This is a genomic window from Candidatus Pelagibacter ubique HTCC8051, from assembly GCF_000472605.1.
In the GTDB taxonomy this organism is placed as follows: domain Bacteria; phylum Pseudomonadota; class Alphaproteobacteria; order Pelagibacterales; family Pelagibacteraceae; genus Pelagibacter; species Pelagibacter communis_B.
The window spans coordinates 895,012-910,912 of the sequence record NZ_KI421440.1 but is presented as its reverse complement, the minus strand read 5'-3'; the positions used below and the strand labels follow the sequence as shown (position 1 = coordinate 910,912).

Sequence of the window (15,901 nt, the reverse complement as noted above, 5' to 3'; positions counted from 1 at the left end):
ATTTATTCTATTGAAGCTTTGTCTCTTTTGTCACTAACAGCAGCAACTATTGGGCTTATAACACCTTTTGCTTTTACATTGATGCATGCAGTTTTTCCACTTTCTATTGCTCTTTTCAATGCTGGTGCTAATTGTTCTCTTTTTGTAACTAGTTCTCCATGACCTCCAAAACCCTCAAAAATTTTGTGAAAAGGTATATCTCTGAAGTCAGTTGCAAAATGTTTTCCACTTTCAAATAATCTTTCTTGTTGTTGAGAAATGCAATCTAAACCACCATTATTATCAATTACTACTACAATAGGTTTATTTTCTTGAAAAGCAGCCTCTATAGATAATCCTCCAGATAAAAAAGCTCCATCTCCACTAATCAAGATAACATTTGAGTCAGGGTTTATATTTTTTGCAGAAAGTGCAAAGGGAACACCAACACCTAACATACTAAATGTACCAGGATGAAGAATTCCACCTATTTTTTTTCCTTTTGATCCAGCAATATTTATTGCAATTTCAGACCAGAAATGAGTGTTACCTCCATCAATGACTAGCCAATCTTTTTCACCAATTACATCTTGCACATCTAAAGCCAATTGAAGTGGATGCATTTTACCCCCATTAGCTTCAGCTTCTTTTGTCTCTTTACTTAAATCCGCTAAAGTCTTATCGACCCATTCTTGTTTTTTTGTTCTGTTAAGATCAAACCATCCATTACTCAAGTTCCATTTATTATTTGATTTGAGTTTATTTAATGTGTCAAAAAAAACTCCTGGATCACATAATAAATTAATATCAGCAGCTCTATTAAGTTCTATTTCCTCATGAGACCCATTAATACATACAAGTTTTGTTGATTTAGGAAAAAGTGGAGGGTTTCCAAAATTCATTTGATTATCCAATCTAGCTCCGACCATCAATACTAAATCAGATTCGTGCAATGCAAATTTTGAAGGAGGATATTGATGAATATCCGCTAAACCCATATAAGCATTAGCTTCTTCTCCAAGTAATTTTTGATGATAAGGAATATTAAAAATTGGAATCTTTAAATTATTTCCAGCTTCCTCTAATTTCTTTTCAGAACCAGACCACCAAACTCCATGACCACCAATTAAAACTGGTTTTTTTGAATTACATGCTAGTTCTAAGATTTCTGACATTTGCGCTGGATCAGGCCAAGCTTTTACAATTGGTTTTGTTTGATGTGAAAACGGTCTTTCTTCAAGTCCCGCTTCTTCAGAAAAAGATGAAAACATAATATCAACAGGCATACTTAAATGCACTGCACCAGGATATCCATTTGTTGCAATCTTATATGCCTTATCTACAAATTCTCTAATTCTTGTTCCATCAGTTATACTTGCACTATACTTTGTTAAAGGTGCAGCAATTGCAACATCATCAATTTCTTTAAATCCGCCAGATCCTTGTCTTTTTAAACTACTTGAACCAGTTATGAATATTACAGGCGATCTTTCACCCCAAGCCTCCATCATTGATGGCACTGCATTAGCAAACCCTTCGGGACCAACAAGACAAACCGCTGGTTTTCTTGTAATTCTTGTATGACCGTCAGCTATATGACCTGCTACCTGTTCATGAGGACAATTAATTACTTCCATTTGGCACTCCATAAACCCCTCTAAAGCAGGATTACAGAACCCTCCAGACAATGTAAAAACATGTTGAATACCCTTATCTTTTAAAGCTCTAGCGATAAGCGATCCGCCTCTAATTTTTTTTTCTGACATTTTTTTAGTATTTCATATTTTCAATAAATTTTTTAGCAATTATTTCTGATGTCACGTCATTTATATCTGTTAAACCAACTAAACCTAGTGCGGTACTTAATTCATCTTTAATTATATCTAAAATTCTTCTTAACCCTTTTTCACCATCAGCTCCAATACCATACATTAGCGGTCTTCCAAGCATTACATAATCTGCACCTAGTGCTAAAGCTCTTATAATATCGCTTCCACCTCTAACACCACTATCAAATAGTAGAGGAAATTCTTTGCCCAATGCATTTCTTATCAATGGTAATGCTTCAATTGCTGCTGTTGCACTATCTAATTGTCTTCCACCATGGTTGGATACTTGTATCGCATCAACTCCTTCATCCTTAATTTTTAAAGCATCCTCCGGTGACATAACTCCCTTAATTATCAATTTTCCTTTCCAAGCATCCCTTACTCTTTTGAGAGTTACCCAATCTGTAGCTCCTCTGCTTTCACTTCTTACAAATTTATTACCACTCTTTGATGTTTCATAGTTCATGGGTTTTGGAATACCACCTAGTAAAGTTGATAAAGACCAATGAGGATGAGTTGCAAAATCAAAAATTTGTTTAGGACCTATTTTAAAAGGGACAGTAAAACCATTTTTATTATCCTTAGCTCTCCTAAATTGAATTGGAACATCTACAGTTAGTATTGCCACTTTATAACCAGTTTGTTCTGCTCTTTGTAAAAGCTCCATCACAAAATCTTCTTGGAAATTATATAATTGAATCCAAGATCGACCTTCAGATAATTGATACATTTTTTCTAAAGATGTTGAGGAAGCCATAGATACACATGTAGGTACATTATTTACAATACTTTCTTTAGCTAACATTTTATCTGCACCTGCCCAGGTTAGGTTGCACATTCCCATTGGCGAAAAACCAAATGGTTGATCAAATTCAATATCTAAAAATTTTTTTTTTAAATTTCTATTTTCAACATTTCTTAAAACTTTTGGTTCAAGTCTAATTTGATCTAAGGCTGTATTGTTAATTTCACAAAGTTTTTCATCACCTGAAGCTCCATCCACAAAATCAAACATTAATTTTGGCATTCTTTTCTTTGCTAAATTTCTAGCATCATCTAAACTATGAATTTTTTGGCTTGCTGTTATGTTGGTCATATATTCTTTATATATTCTTCTAGATTAACTTTTTTATTTTTATCCAAAAAATAAGCTGTGTGATTTTTTCTTGAAGAATAAACTTCAGATGGTTTTCCGTCAACAAAAACTACTGCCACACCATCATCGATAGCAATACCTTGAGGCAACTTGTTATTTTTAATATCTGATTCAAACTGATTTATTCTTTCAATATTTGATGAATGGGGGGTACAGCTCCCTGAAATCAAATTAATTCCTCGCAAGGGTTTAAATCCTGGGCCAACAGAGTCTGATAATATCCAATCAAACCAACATACTGCACCAGCACTAATGCCAGATAAAATAGTCCCTTTTTCATAAGCATCTTTAAAAATATGTTCTAATTTATTTTTTTTCCAAATCTCCAACATAAAGACAGTATTACCACCTGCTATGTAAACTAAGTCTTTACTCATTAGCCACTCGGAAAATCCATTTATATTAGATGTTAGATTAAAATGTGATAATTCAAATTCAGTATTTTCAAATCTTTTATAAAATAAGCTTATTTTTTTTTCATCATCTTTACTAGCTGTTGCTAAAAAGCCTATTTTATTATTTGTACTTTTTAATTTATCTATCACAAATTGATCTAAACTTAGATCTAACTGATGTGTAAAACCACCACCGCCTATTGCAATTATTTTTTTTTCTATATTGTTCATTTAATTAAATTTAAAATTTAAAATAATATATAATAACAGTTACAAAAAGTTTTTAATGATGAAAACTATATCTAAAGAAATAGCTCCAAAAGGAGAACTACGTGTTGGTTTAAATATGAGTAATTTTTTGCTTGTTAATTCAATAGATAAAAATGGATTACCAGATGGTGTATCCCCAGATATTGGAAAAAAACTTGCTAAAGAACTAAAATTAAATTGTAAATTAGTTCAATTTGATAGGCCAGGGTTATTAGCTGATGCGGTTGATGATGATAAATGGGATATTGGCAATATAGCTTATGAGAAGGAAAGGAGTAAATCTATAGATTTTAGCAATCCATATGTGAATATTGATGCTAATTTTATTTTTAGAAATAAATACAACTTTAAGAGCAATGAAGAGATTAATTCCCCAGGTATTAAGATAGCAGTAGTTGAAAGAAGTGCATATGATTTATGGTTGTCAGATAATTTTAAAAATGCTGAATTAATTAAAGTAAAAACAATAGATAGCTCACATAAATTATTTAGAGAGGGTAATGTAGATGTTCTAGCTGGTTTAAAACCTAAGCTTCTGGAAGAACTTAAAATTAATGATGATTTTAAGATAATATCAAATCCATTTACTTATATAAAACAATCAATTGGTATTAAAAAAGGTAATCCTGAAATATTAGTGTTTTTAAATGATTTTATTTCCAAACTTATTAAAGAGGGTTATGTAGAAAGTTTATTAAAAAAACATAACGTTCAAAACAAATTAAGCATTCCTAAAATTTGTTAATTTTTAATTCCTGACCACGGCTCAGCTTTTGTGGGTATCTTTTTATCTATACCTCTAACTATTTCACCTTTTGGATCATACATGGGTAATCTGCAAAGTTCAGCTTTGTGAATTTTTTCGTCAGTGCACATAACATCAACTACTGTTTCAGGCCCTAAGTCTGATTTATCTAATAACACAATACCAACTCCACAAACTTGGAAAGGAGACCATGTGCTAGAAGTTACTTTTCCAATACATTGATTATTCAACTTAATAGACCTACCTTTTTTTGCTATTCCATCAACTACTCTAATACCCCAACTTCGACATTTTTTATCTGCATTTATCAAAGCTTTTTTACCTATAAAGTTATCTTTTTCTAAATCAACAAAACGACCAAGACCTACAGAAAAAGGATTTGTTTCATTTGAAAAGTCCTGACCTGCAGATAATAACCCTGCTTCAATTCTTCTGCCTCTAAATGAAGGCGTTGCAGTAATAATCATTCCCATTTTTTTTCCTTCTTCAAGAATAAGATCACCTAATTTTTCTATATCATTTTGAGGACGAAAATAAATTTCCCAACCAAGTTCATTTGTAAAACCAGTTCGACTAATTATTACCTTTTCACTAGCCATAGTAATCTCAACCCAGTCAAAATATTTCCATGTATTTGCTATTGGTTCATCAATTAAATGATTAAGAAGCTCCATTGATTTAGGTCCTTGAATTTGACTTACAAATACATTTGGTTCTTTAATTTCAACATCAAGTCCTTCAGAATTTGCTTTATACCATGAGAGCATGTCACCATCTGCTTGAGCAAACCAATAACAATTATCATCAATTCTTAAAAGTAAACCATCAGTAATTATTCCACCATCATGGTAACAGGCAAACTGATAGGAGCATCTTCCCTTTTTAACTTTTGAAATATCTCTTGGGAAAATTCTTTGTAATAATTTAAGAGCATCTGGTCCTGAAATTTCATACGGATGCTCCCCTGTATGTCGAAGAATAATTTCTTGTTTCGTTTTCCAGTATTGCTCATCTGGGGTAGCATTAGATAATTTTTCAGTTGTTAATCGACCAGCATAATGTGAATACTCTGGGTCATAAGGTAGCTCTTGATAAGTCAAAGGATGAATACTCATAGTCCTTGCTAGCTCAACAGGTCTATCGCCTTCCTCTCTTTGAGGCTTGATAGAAAACCTAATATTTCTTAAAGATTTATGCATAGAATTTTTTATTAAATTAAAACTAGATTTTAATCCAGTTATATCATTAATGTGAAAACCTAAAATAGGTACAACCTTTGATTGAATACTTTATTAGTATTGTTCTAAATTTTTTAAGATGTTAGCCTTTCAAAAAAACAAACAGAGGAAATTAATAATGAAAAACTTTTTTAAATTGATATCAATTTCTTTGGTATCTTTATTAGTATTGTTTTCATCTGCAAATGCATCGAGTGGAACTTTTAAAATTTCACATGATCTTGGATTTGGAAAAGATACAAACTTAGACGCAATAACTAAGGGTCGATTATTTCAAGTTGTAATAATGACTCAAAATCGTTTAGTCAGAAAAGATCTTAAAGGGAAAGTATCAGAAGAATTGGCTACAAAATGGTCAGCTAATGCAGATGCAACAGAATGGACTTTTAATCTTCGTAAAGGAGTAAAATTTCATGATGGATCAGATTTTGATGCTGAAGATGTAAAATATTCTTTAATGAGAGTTAAAGATCCAGAAATTGGATCACCTGCAAAGAAAACTTTAAGTGTTGTTACTGATATTGAGGTAATTGACCCACATACAGTAAAAATGAAATTAAGTACTTCTTTTGCAGACTTTCCTCTTAATTTAACTGATTACAGATTAAGAATGATACCTTCAGGATCTGGAGATACTATTGGACAAACTGGAATTGGAACAGGACCTTTTATAGTTGAAAAATTTGATGCAGAAGGAACTACGATTTTAAAAGCTAACCCAAATTATTGGGAAGGTGCACCTGGACTTGCTGAAGTTCAAGTAATAGCGATACCTGACGGAGAGGCTAGAGTTCAAGCTCTATTAACTGGTCAAATTGATATGAATAGATATGTGCAATTTAGCCAGAAAAAAATCTTTGATGGTAATTCTAAGTTCAAAACTGCAGTGATACCAACAGGTAACTGGAGAGGAATGGTTATGAATACTGAACGGGCTCCTTTTAATGATCCAAAAGTTAGAAAAGCTGTTCGTTTAGCTGTTGATAGACAAGAGTTAGTTGATACTGTTATGGGCGGAGAAGCAATTGTATCATGTGATACACCTGTATCACCAGCAGATCAATATCGACTTAAAATGAAATGTCCTCAGAACATCAAAAAAGCTAAGAAACTTTTAAAAGAAGCTGGATATCCTGATGGTATTGAAATGGTAATTCATGTATCTACTAAAGAACCAACATGGCCAACTATAGCTGAAGTAATTCAACAACAAGTTGCTAAAGCTGGAATCAAAGTTGACATTAAAATGACTCCATCAAAAAGTTACTGGAAAGAAACTTGGATGAAAAAAGATGTGGCTATGACACGTTGGAATGAAAGATCTGCAGATAGTGTACTTCATGAAGTTTATCACAGTAGTGCAAAATGGAATGAGTCTTACTATAAAAGTTCTGACTTTGATACAAATCTAGCAAGTGCTAGAGCTGAACTAAACTTTAATAAGAGAAGATCAGCTTATAGAAATGCACAAAAAACTTTATGGGAAGAATCTGGAACTATGATTCCATACCATGTTTCTAAATTAGTTGTTACTAATTCTAGAGTAAAAAACCTTGATGAAGTTGAGGTTTTTTCAGTTCAGTGGCATAAAGTTAAAGTAGATTAATATAAAATAATATTTTACAGGCCTTTAAATAGGCCTGTAAAATTTACTTCATTTATCAGTAATTAATTTTTAATTTAGGCTTATAAACTGAAATATGTTTTTTTTGATTTTTAAAAGATTTGTATTAGGTTTAATTACATTATTTATTGTATCTTTAATTACTTTCATTGGCGTTGAAATTCTTCCTGGAGATGCTTGTACTTCTTATCTAGAGAGAGAAGCTTTTGGCGAAGCTTTAGCTGCGTGTATAAAAAGACTAGGATTAGATGTTCCGGCTCATGAAAGATATATATTATGGGCTTATAATGTTGTTCAGGGAGATTTTGGTTATTCTTTAAGTGGTCAAATGCAAATTAATGAAGTCTTAGGACCAAGAATAAAAAATTCATTGGTTCTTGCTTCTGCAGCAATAATTATTGGTATTCCATTAGCTTTAATATTGGGAATAATCACAGCTCTTTGGAGAGATAGAATGCCAGATATTATAATTTCAACAGTTGCGATATTTTCAATGACTATTCCGGAATTTATAAGCGCTACTTTGCTGATCTTAATAGTAGCAATTTGGTTAGAATGGTTACCTGGTATAGTAATTGTACCAACAGACGTTACTTTTTTTGAATTACTTCCTAACATCATTTTACCAGTGATTGCAATTGCAATGATAATGACCGCTCATATGGCTCGAATGGTTCGCTCAAGTGTTATCCAAGTAATGGCAAGTGATTATATTCAAATGGCAATATTAAAAGGAGTGCCATATTGGAAAATGGTTTTCAAACATGTGCTGCCAAACGCATTATTGCCAGCAATTAATGTTGTTGCTTTAACTATTGCTTGGCTATTAGGTGGGGTAGTTGTAACTGAAGTAGTATTTAATTATCCAGGACTAGGTAGATTAGTAATAGAGTCGATATCTAATAGAGATTTACCAGTCGTTCAAGCTTTAGGTATTATTCTTGCATCTATTTATGTCAGTATAAATTTTATAGCTGATTTATTAACGTTAATGTTAAATCCAAGATTAAAGACATTGCAAACTAGAAAATAAAAATGGAAAACTCTAAAAATATATTTAATGAAAATCCTAAAAGTCCTTTAGCAAAAACTTTAGATGTAATATCTACAATGGCTTCAAAACCGTCTGGATTTATAGGGTTAGCAATTTTGGTTTTTCATATAACTTTAGCTATAACTAGTCCATGGTTTGCACCTTATGATTATAAGGCTATCAATCCTTCATTAATGTTAAATGCACCATCATCAGAATTTTGGTTTGGAACCGATAGTTTAGGTAGAGATGTTTTTACCAGAACAATTTTAGGTGGAAGAACTGCTTTAACCATAACTTTTTTTGGATCAATTATTGCTCTACTGTGGGGAGGTCTTCTAGGAATTTTTTGTGGCTTAGTAGGAGGAAGAATTGATGATATTGTAATGAGAATAGTAGATGCATTTTTATCAATACCTTGGATATTAGCTATGCTTTTAATAGTTTCACTTCTTGGAACAACTACTGAAGTACTAATACCTGCTCTAGGGTTTTTTTATGGAAAAGGAATTGTGCGTGTTGCAAGAGCCGCTACTCACGATGTAATAGCTAAAGACTTTATTGTTTCTGCAAAAGCTAGAGGCCATAGTAATCTTTCAATTATTTGGAATGAAATATTACCAAATGTAAGAGATGCTATTTTAGTTGAAGGAGCAATGAGATGGTCTTGGATGCTTCTTGGATTTAGCTCATTATCTTTTTTAGGATTTGGAGTAAGTCCTCCAACTCCCGACTGGGGATTAATGATATCTAATGCTAGAGGATTAATGTCTTTTGCATGGTGGGCAGTAATAGCACCTATTGTCGGGCTAAGCTCATTGATTATTGGAATAAATTTGACTGCTGATGCTTTTGCTAAGGCTTTAGGAATTGACAGATCAACAAAAGCTCCTTTTTAAAGTATGAAAACTAATATTCAAGAAATTAAAGACTTATCTATTGGTTTTAAAAGTCAAAAAGGCAAACAAATATCAATACTTAGAAATATAACTACTAATATTAGAAAAGGTGAAACTGTAGGTATAGTAGGAGAGTCTGGGTCAGGAAAAAGTACACTTGCGCTTGCGATGATGGGTTATATTAAACATGGCCTTTTTACTACTGGTGGTGAATGTTTATTTAAATCTCAAAATTTACTTAGTCTAAATAATAAGGAATTAGAGGACATAAGAGGCAGAAAAATTGCAATGATCCCACAAAATGCTGGGCAAGCTTTAACTCCAAATCTTAAAATTGGCTATCAAATTGAAGAAGCTCTTAAACTTCATACTGATTATAGCAAAACTGAGAGAGAGCAAAAAATTTCAGAATTATTAAATCAAGTTAGACTTCCTTCTCCAAAAATAATGGCACTTAGATATCCTCATGAACTTTCAGGAGGACAACAACAACGAGTTGCAGTTGCTATGGCTTTAGCTGGTAACCCAGAGCTATTGTTATTAGATGAGCCAACTACTGGATTAGATGTAACAACTCAGGCACATGTTTTAGAACTTTTAAAAGATATAGCAAAAGACACAGGAACATCCATGGTTTATGTAAGTCATGATCTTGGAGCAATAGCTCAAGTTTGTGATAGAGTAATTGTAATGTATGCAGGTGAAATTGTACTTGAAGGACCTGTAAGAAAAATTTTAAAAGAACCTATTCATCCATATACATATGGATTACTAAAATCAATTCCAAAACTTTCTTTAGCAGGTCTTCCTGACTCAATGCCAGGCAGTCAACCACAACCAGGTAATATTGGAAATGGCTGTAGTTTTTATGATAGATGTAATTTTTCAAATGATGAATGTAAAGTTAATGTTCCTAAATTAGAATATTTATCTGAAATGGATACAAGTGTAAGATGTTTTAATCATTCTGAATTAATTACTAAAACTAGTGAACAAAAAACAAAAAATCATTCACAAAAAGAAATAACTATAGATGAAATTTTAGATTTAAAGGACGTTTCTATATCTTATGCAAAACAAGGTATTATAGATCAATTCTTGAATAAAGTGACTGATGCTAATCCAACAGTAAAAGATATAAATATAAATATTAATAAAGGAGAGACCATTGCATTAGTAGGTGAGTCTGGAAGTGGAAAGTCTACAATTTTAAAATCTATTGCTGGGTTATTAAAAACTAAAGATGGGCATATAAAATTTGATAAAGAAAAATTGTTATCTGGCGATCTAAAAAAAAGAAATTCAGAGGATTTAAGATCTATTCAATTAATCTTTCAAAATCCAGACGAGTCATTAAATCCAAATCATACTGTTGAACAAATACTATCCCAGCCTTTAAAACTATATTTTGGTTTGACAGGTAGTAAGCTTAAATCAAGTATTAAAGAATTACTTGAAAAAGTAAGACTTGGTGCTTTTTACATGAGTAGATATCCAAGACAATTATCTGGAGGAGAGAAACAGAGGATAGCTGTTGCAAGAGCTTTTGCAGCAAGACCAGATATTATTTTATGTGATGAAGTAACTTCAGCTTTAGATGTATCAGTACAAGCTGCTGTATTAGATTTATTACATAAATTAAAAGAAGAGTTGGGCACAACTTATGTATTTGTTTCTCATGATCTTGCAGTTGTAAAAGCTATCAGTGATAGAGTAGCTGTTTTATATCAAGGAAGATTATGTGAAATTGGTCCATCAAAAAATGTTTATCAATTTCCTTCTCACCCTTACACAGAAGTTTTAATTGGTGCTGTTTTAGAACCTGACCCAGATATAAAACCCAAGCTAGTCGCAGAAGACATAGTAGAGGAAAAACCTCCTGAAATTGGTTGTTCATTTCAAGGAAGGTGTCCAAGAATTATTGGAGATAAATGCAGAAATGAAACTCCTCCATGGCAATTTGGAGATAATGGAAATGCAATTCGATGCCATATAGATATTGAAGAATTAAAAATTCAGCAAAGTTAATAATGAGACTATTTATTTATTTCAAGTTTGATTTAATTTTAATATAAGAAAAATCTAATTTTATGGATATCAAAAAAGTTGTAGTTATTGGTTCAGGGACAATGGGAAGTGGGATTGCAGCACATTTATGTAATGCAAATGTTCCTGTTACTTTATTAGATCTTACTACAGACATAAGTGAGAAAGCCAGGGAGAGAATTAAAAAATCAAGACCTCCTCTGTTAATTGATAAATCAAAAATTGACAATATTAATGTTGGAAATATCAATGATAACTTTAACGTTGTCAGTGAAGCAGATTGGGTTGTAGAAGCTGTTGTAGAAAGAATTGATATTAAACATAATATTTATGAAAAAATTTTTAGAGAAAGAAAAGCTGGATCTATAATATCATCTAATACATCTTCAATTCCAATTAGCATTCTTTCTGAAAAATTATCTACTGACGATAAAAAAGATTTTTGTATTACTCACTTTTTTAATCCTGTTAGATACATGGATTTGCTTGAAATTGTTAAAAGTGAAAATAATGATTTAGATAAAATTAATTCACTAAAGAAATTCTGTGAAATAAGCTTAGGTAAAGGTGCAATTGTCTGCAATGATACTCCCGGTTTCTTAGGAAACAGAATTGGAGTTTTTGCAATGCAAGTTGCGATGACAGAAGCTTTTAAAATGAAATTATCTATAGAAGAAGCGGATGCTATTTTTGGAAGACCAATGGGTATCCCTAAAACAGGAGTATTTGGATTATACGATTTAATTGGAATAGATTTAATGGCCGATGTTCTTAAAAGTTTTATAAAAGAACTGCATGAGACAGATAAATTTCAAGAAGTTGCTAAAGAAATACCTCTAGTAAAAAAATTAATAGAAACTGGGTATACGGGACGTAAAGGTAAGGGTGGTTTCTATAGAATGAATAAAGTCGATAATAAAAAAATTCTTGAGGCAATTAATTTAGAAACTGGAGAATATTATCCAACACAAAAGATAAACATTAAGTCTGAAAAAGTAGATCTTAAAGCTTTAATTAATAGAAATGATAGATATGGTGAATACGCATGGTCAGTAATTTCAAAAATTATTAATTATGCTTCTTCATTAGTACCGGGAATTACAAATGAATTTAATGATATAGATGAAGCAATGAGACTAGGTTTCAACTGGAGCAAAGGACCATTTGAAATGTTAGAGGAAATTGGTGTTGCTAATTTCTTTAGTAAGTTCAAAAACTTTGAAGGGAATAAATTTTTAGAGAATTTAGCTGAAACCAAAAATGAGAACTTTCATGGTGTAAGACAAAAATATACTGATATAGAAACTTTAGGAAAAGTTAAAAAAACAGCATCAAATATTGATGGTAATAGCTCAGCTTCTATTTATAGATTCAATGATTACAATATTGTTGAATTTACTACTAAAGCAAATGCTCTTGATTATGATTCAATGGATGCTTTAAAAAAAGCCACTGATAAACCTTTGATAATAATTAATGAGAGTATGCAGTTTTCTGCTGGAGTAAATTTAAGTTATACAATGGAATTTGCAAATAAAGGTGACTTTAAGTCTATAGAAAAATTTGTCGGATACTTTCAGGAAACATGCAAACATCTTAAGTATTCTGATCATCCTGTAGTATCTGCACCTTCGGGTTTAACTCTTGGTGGTGGCTTTGAGGTTATGGTGCAAAGTAATTTTGTAGCATCACATACAAACATTGTAGTTGGTTTAGTTGAAACTATTGTTGGATTAATTCCTGCAGGTGGTGGATGTAAGGAAATGCTGGCAAGATGGCTTGATACAGATGAAGCTAGAAATGATCCTCATTATGCACCTCTAAAAGTATTTGATATTATTGGATACGGAAAAACTGCAACTTCCCCAGTTGAAGCTGAGCCCATGAAATATTTAAAACCTGAAGATAAAAAAATAATGAATAGAAATAGTCTTCTAGAAGTATCAAAAGAAATTTTAAACAATAATAAAGATTTTAAAGTTCCTTTAGAGACAGAATTTAAACTTCCTGGAAAAGTGGTTAAAGAAGAGATGAATAAAATTTTAGAAAATCTATACAATGAAAAAGTTATACTTGATCATGGTTTATTAGTAGCTCAAGAGCTAGCCAATGTCTTAAGTGGAGGAGATACTACAATAGATAAGACTTTGTCTGAAGATGATTTATATAAATTAGAATTAGATGCCTTTATGAGATTGATTGAGACTCAGAAAACTCAAGATAGAATTAAACATACACTAGCAACTGGTAAGCCTTTAGTTAATTAATTTTTTTACTTAGCATTCTAACTGTATTTATAAAATCAGGCCTAAGTACATATTCAGATCTACGAGAATATCTAATTTTTTCTAATACCTTAATACCAAAAATTACTTTTCCTATAGGAGTGTATTCACCTTCAAATAATGGTTCATCATCAAGAATTATAAAAAATTGACTATCTTCAGTATCATATTTTAAAGATCTTGCTAAACCAACTGACCCTTTTTTAAAATTAAACTTAGCATCAACTTCTGATTTAATCAGTCCAAGACCAGATTTACCAGTTCCGATCCTTCCATAATCTAATCTATTTTTTTTTCCAAACTCAAGATCTCCAGCTTGTACAAGTTTATCTTTAATTACTCTATGGAAAGCAACATTGTCGTATAATTTTAAATTAATTAATTTTTTAAATCTTTCAACTCCTTTTGGAGAAATTTCAGGATAGAGTTCAATTATTACATTCCCACATTCAGCATTAAGGATGACAATATTATTTGGTTTTTCAAAAATAATTTTTTGTGGGTCAAAATTTTTTACAAATAAACATTTATTTTTTATTATAATAGTAAAAGTTATAGAAAAAATTCCTAGTAGTATTAAAAATATAAAAATTAATTTTTCATGAAATGAGGCTTTAACTTTTTTTATCATGCTTAAAATACAAAAGTACTATCAATTTCATTTAATTTATCTTTTATAAATTTAATCTTTTTATTAAGAATTTTGTCATCTGAAATTTTATAATTTCCAGTTATTAAATGTGAATATACTTCAGCCATATCTTCAGATGGAATTGTCATTGAATATTCAGTAAAAAAACCATTAGTATCTTTATAAGTATTCAAACCTAGTTTTTTTGAACAAGTAGAGCAATCTGCGTATTTAAAACTTGGCTTATTAAATTTTTTCCACTCATCTTCATCAAATAAATCTTTAAACCCTTCACTAATAATATGAAATAATTCGTGGTGAATTACTCTTTCGAAATATTTTTCGTTAAATTTTAAGTCTATAATTAATGTTTTCATTACATGATCTGGAATTCCTGCTGTGTTTATTCCTGAAATAGATAGGTTTTCACACATAACAATATACTTAAGATTAATTTTTTTTAAAAATTCTTTTGAATATTGACTTAAATTTTTAGATATAATTTGATATTTTTTATCGTAAGTTTTTTTGTCTGAGTTAATGCAAGAAATATTTTTCTGAACCCCTAGTCTAAATGGTTTTGTAGCATAAAAATATTTTAGTTTATTGGGTGTCTTTAATTCATATATTTCTAAATTTGGTATTTTAATAAGATTATAAATAGAATTTGAATTAACTGGTGTTATTAAAAAAAATGATATTAAAACTAGCTTAAAAATCTTCATAAACATAATTTAGATGATATTCGATTTAAAAAGAATGTGGTACATTTTGTTTATAAATGAAAAAAGAACGTAATAAAAATCCGATTCAACCTGTTAGTGGAACCAAGGTCCCAAGGTTTGCAGGTCCATCAACATTTGCAAGATTACCAGAGTTAAGAGATGTTGAAAGTTGTGATGTTGCAATTGTAGGAGTTCCATTTGATGCTGGCACGAGTTACAGACCAGGTGCAAGATTTGGCCCACAAAGTATTCGTCAAGCATCTAGACATCTGAGAACCAACTATCATCCTAGTTATGATGTAGAGCCTTTTAAAGTTCAACAAGTAGCAGATGCAGGTGATATTACTTGCAATCCATTTAGTATTGATGAAGCAATAAAGCAAATTGAAGCTGGAGCTACAGATTTACTAAATAAAGTAGGAGGTATTATTAGCTTGGGTGGTGATCACACAATTGCAGTACCATTACTTAGAGCAATAAATAAAAAAAACAAAGGACCAGTCTCATTAGTACATTTCGATGCACATTTAGATACTTGGGATACTTATTTTGGTGCTCCTTATACACATGGAACACCTTTTAGAAGAGCAAGAGAAGAAGGATTGTTTTTAGATGATGCTTCAATGCATGTTGGTATTAGAGGACCACTTTATAGTAGAGATGATATTAAAAATGATGAAAGTTTTGGTTTTAAGATAATTCATTGTGATGAATTTCAAACAGAAGGAACAGATAAAATTGCTCAAAGAATTAAAAAAAGAGTTGGTGATAATCCTTTGTATTTGTCAATAGATATAGATGTACTTGATCCTGCTTTTGCACCAGGAACTGGTACACCTGAAATTGCTGGTATGACTACTAGAGAAATGGTTAATGTTTTAAGAGGTCTTTCAGGATTAAATTTAGTTTCTGCAGATGTGGTTGAAGTTTCACCTGCATACGATCATGCTGAAGTAACCTCTTTAGCTGCTGCAACAATAGTTTACGAATTGACTAATTTATTTGCAAAAACATAAAGAAAGGAT

Annotated in this window: 13 protein-coding genes; 7 read left to right on the top strand and 6 right to left on the bottom strand. The window is 31.1% G+C overall.

Features of this window, described 5'->3' with window-relative positions; all coding sequences use genetic code 11:
- Positions 1-2: 2 nt before the first annotated feature.
- From F754_RS0104960 to F754_RS07590, 3 genes are read right to left on the bottom strand one after another with little or no spacing between them, the layout of a single operon-like run.
- The gene (locus F754_RS0104960; RefSeq protein ID WP_023648815.1) at positions 3-1,745 is read right to left on the bottom strand and encodes a thiamine pyrophosphate-binding protein; all 1,743 of its coding nucleotides are present in this window, start codon (positions 1,743-1,745) and stop codon (positions 3-5) included.
- Between the two features lie 4 nt (positions 1,746-1,749).
- Positions 1,750-2,904, bottom strand: coding sequence for an alpha-hydroxy-acid oxidizing protein (locus F754_RS0104955; RefSeq protein WP_027303464.1), 1,155 nt, complete (start codon positions 2,902-2,904; stop codon positions 1,750-1,752).
- Complete coding sequence (locus F754_RS07590; protein ID WP_023648813.1) at positions 2,901-3,590, bottom strand: peptidase E; 690 nt, start codon at positions 3,588-3,590, stop codon at positions 2,901-2,903. Before F754_RS07590 ends, F754_RS0104955 begins: the two co-directional genes overlap by 4 nt.
- Positions 3,591-3,645: 55 nt before the next feature.
- Between F754_RS07590 and F754_RS0104945 the strand changes: the two genes are divergently transcribed.
- Positions 3,646-4,374 (top strand): ABC transporter substrate-binding protein, encoded by a 729-nt coding sequence (locus F754_RS0104945; RefSeq protein WP_023648812.1) that lies wholly within the window; start codon positions 3,646-3,648, stop codon positions 4,372-4,374.
- Here the strand turns inward: F754_RS0104945 and F754_RS0104940 are convergent.
- Positions 4,371-5,660, bottom strand: coding sequence for an aminomethyltransferase family protein (locus F754_RS0104940; protein ID WP_155242591.1), 1,290 nt, complete (start codon positions 5,658-5,660; stop codon positions 4,371-4,373). The genes F754_RS0104945 and F754_RS0104940 overlap by 4 nt on opposite strands.
- A 91-nt stretch (positions 5,661-5,751) precedes the next feature.
- On the opposite strand from F754_RS0104940, the gene F754_RS0104935 reads away from it, so the two are divergent.
- The 5 genes from F754_RS0104935 (at position 5,752) to F754_RS0104915 (ending at position 13,502) form a co-directional block, all read left to right on the top strand.
- A complete protein-coding gene (locus F754_RS0104935) occupies positions 5,752-7,239 on the top strand; it encodes an ABC transporter substrate-binding protein (protein ID WP_023648810.1) in 1,488 nt (495 codons plus the stop codon).
- A 94-nt stretch (positions 7,240-7,333) separates the two neighbouring features.
- Positions 7,334-8,290, top strand: a complete 957-nt coding sequence (locus F754_RS0104930; protein WP_023648809.1) for an ABC transporter permease — start codon at positions 7,334-7,336, stop codon at positions 8,288-8,290.
- A 2-nt stretch (positions 8,291-8,292) separates the two neighbouring features.
- Positions 8,293-9,189 (top strand): ABC transporter permease, encoded by an 897-nt coding sequence (locus F754_RS0104925; RefSeq protein WP_023648808.1) that lies wholly within the window; start codon positions 8,293-8,295, stop codon positions 9,187-9,189.
- Positions 9,190-9,192: 3 nt separating this feature from the next.
- Positions 9,193-11,217 (top strand): ABC transporter ATP-binding protein, encoded by a 2,025-nt coding sequence (locus tag F754_RS0104920; protein ID WP_023648807.1) that lies wholly within the window; start codon positions 9,193-9,195, stop codon positions 11,215-11,217.
- Positions 11,218-11,279: 62 nt separating this feature from the next.
- Positions 11,280-13,502, top strand: a complete 2,223-nt coding sequence (locus tag F754_RS0104915) for a 3-hydroxyacyl-CoA dehydrogenase/enoyl-CoA hydratase family protein (RefSeq protein WP_023648806.1) — start codon at positions 11,280-11,282, stop codon at positions 13,500-13,502.
- On the opposite strand, the gene F754_RS0104910 is transcribed toward F754_RS0104915, so the two are convergent.
- Both F754_RS0104910 and F754_RS0104905 read right to left on the bottom strand, forming a co-directional pair.
- Complete coding sequence (locus F754_RS0104910; RefSeq protein ID WP_023648805.1) at positions 13,495-14,151, bottom strand: peptidylprolyl isomerase; 657 nt, start codon at positions 14,149-14,151, stop codon at positions 13,495-13,497. The two genes, F754_RS0104915 and F754_RS0104910, sit on opposite strands and share 8 nt — an antisense overlap.
- A gap of 2 nt (positions 14,152-14,153) precedes the next feature.
- Positions 14,154-14,876 carry a putative zinc-binding metallopeptidase gene (locus F754_RS0104905; RefSeq protein WP_023648804.1) on the bottom strand — a complete coding sequence of 241 codons (723 nt, stop codon included), beginning with the start codon at positions 14,874-14,876 and terminating at the stop codon, positions 14,154-14,156.
- Positions 14,877-14,932: 56 nt separating this feature from the next.
- Between F754_RS0104905 and speB the strand changes: the two genes are divergently transcribed.
- Positions 14,933-15,892, top strand: a complete 960-nt coding sequence (speB, locus tag F754_RS0104900; protein ID WP_023648803.1) for an agmatinase — start codon at positions 14,933-14,935, stop codon at positions 15,890-15,892.
- Positions 15,893-15,901 lie beyond the last annotated feature (9 nt).

Bases quoted from the DNA above. Each gene is read 5' to 3' on its own strand.
- F754_RS0104960 (WP_023648815.1), bottom strand. From the start codon at position 1,745: ATGTCAGAAAAAAAAATTAGAGGCGGATCGCTTATCGCTAGAGCTTTA.
- F754_RS0104955 (WP_027303464.1), bottom strand. From the start codon at position 2,904: ATGACCAACATAACAGCAAGCCAAAAAATTCATAGTTTAGATGATGCT.
- F754_RS07590 (WP_023648813.1), bottom strand. From the start codon at position 3,590: ATGAACAATATAGAAAAAAAAATAATTGCAATAGGCGGTGGTGGTTTT.
- F754_RS0104945 (WP_023648812.1), top strand. From the start codon at position 3,646: ATGATGAAAACTATATCTAAAGAAATAGCTCCAAAAGGAGAACTACGT.
- F754_RS0104935 (WP_023648810.1), top strand. From the start codon at position 5,752: ATGAAAAACTTTTTTAAATTGATATCAATTTCTTTGGTATCTTTATTA.
- F754_RS0104930 (WP_023648809.1), top strand. From the start codon at position 7,334: ATGTTTTTTTTGATTTTTAAAAGATTTGTATTAGGTTTAATTACATTA.
- F754_RS0104925 (WP_023648808.1), top strand. From the start codon at position 8,293: ATGGAAAACTCTAAAAATATATTTAATGAAAATCCTAAAAGTCCTTTA.
- F754_RS0104920 (WP_023648807.1), top strand. From the start codon at position 9,193: ATGAAAACTAATATTCAAGAAATTAAAGACTTATCTATTGGTTTTAAA.
- F754_RS0104915 (WP_023648806.1), top strand. From the start codon at position 11,280: ATGGATATCAAAAAAGTTGTAGTTATTGGTTCAGGGACAATGGGAAGT.
- F754_RS0104910 (WP_023648805.1), bottom strand. From the start codon at position 14,151: ATGATAAAAAAAGTTAAAGCCTCATTTCATGAAAAATTAATTTTTATA.
- F754_RS0104905 (WP_023648804.1), bottom strand. From the start codon at position 14,876: ATGAAGATTTTTAAGCTAGTTTTAATATCATTTTTTTTAATAACACCA.
- speB (WP_023648803.1), top strand. From the start codon at position 14,933: ATGAAAAAAGAACGTAATAAAAATCCGATTCAACCTGTTAGTGGAACC.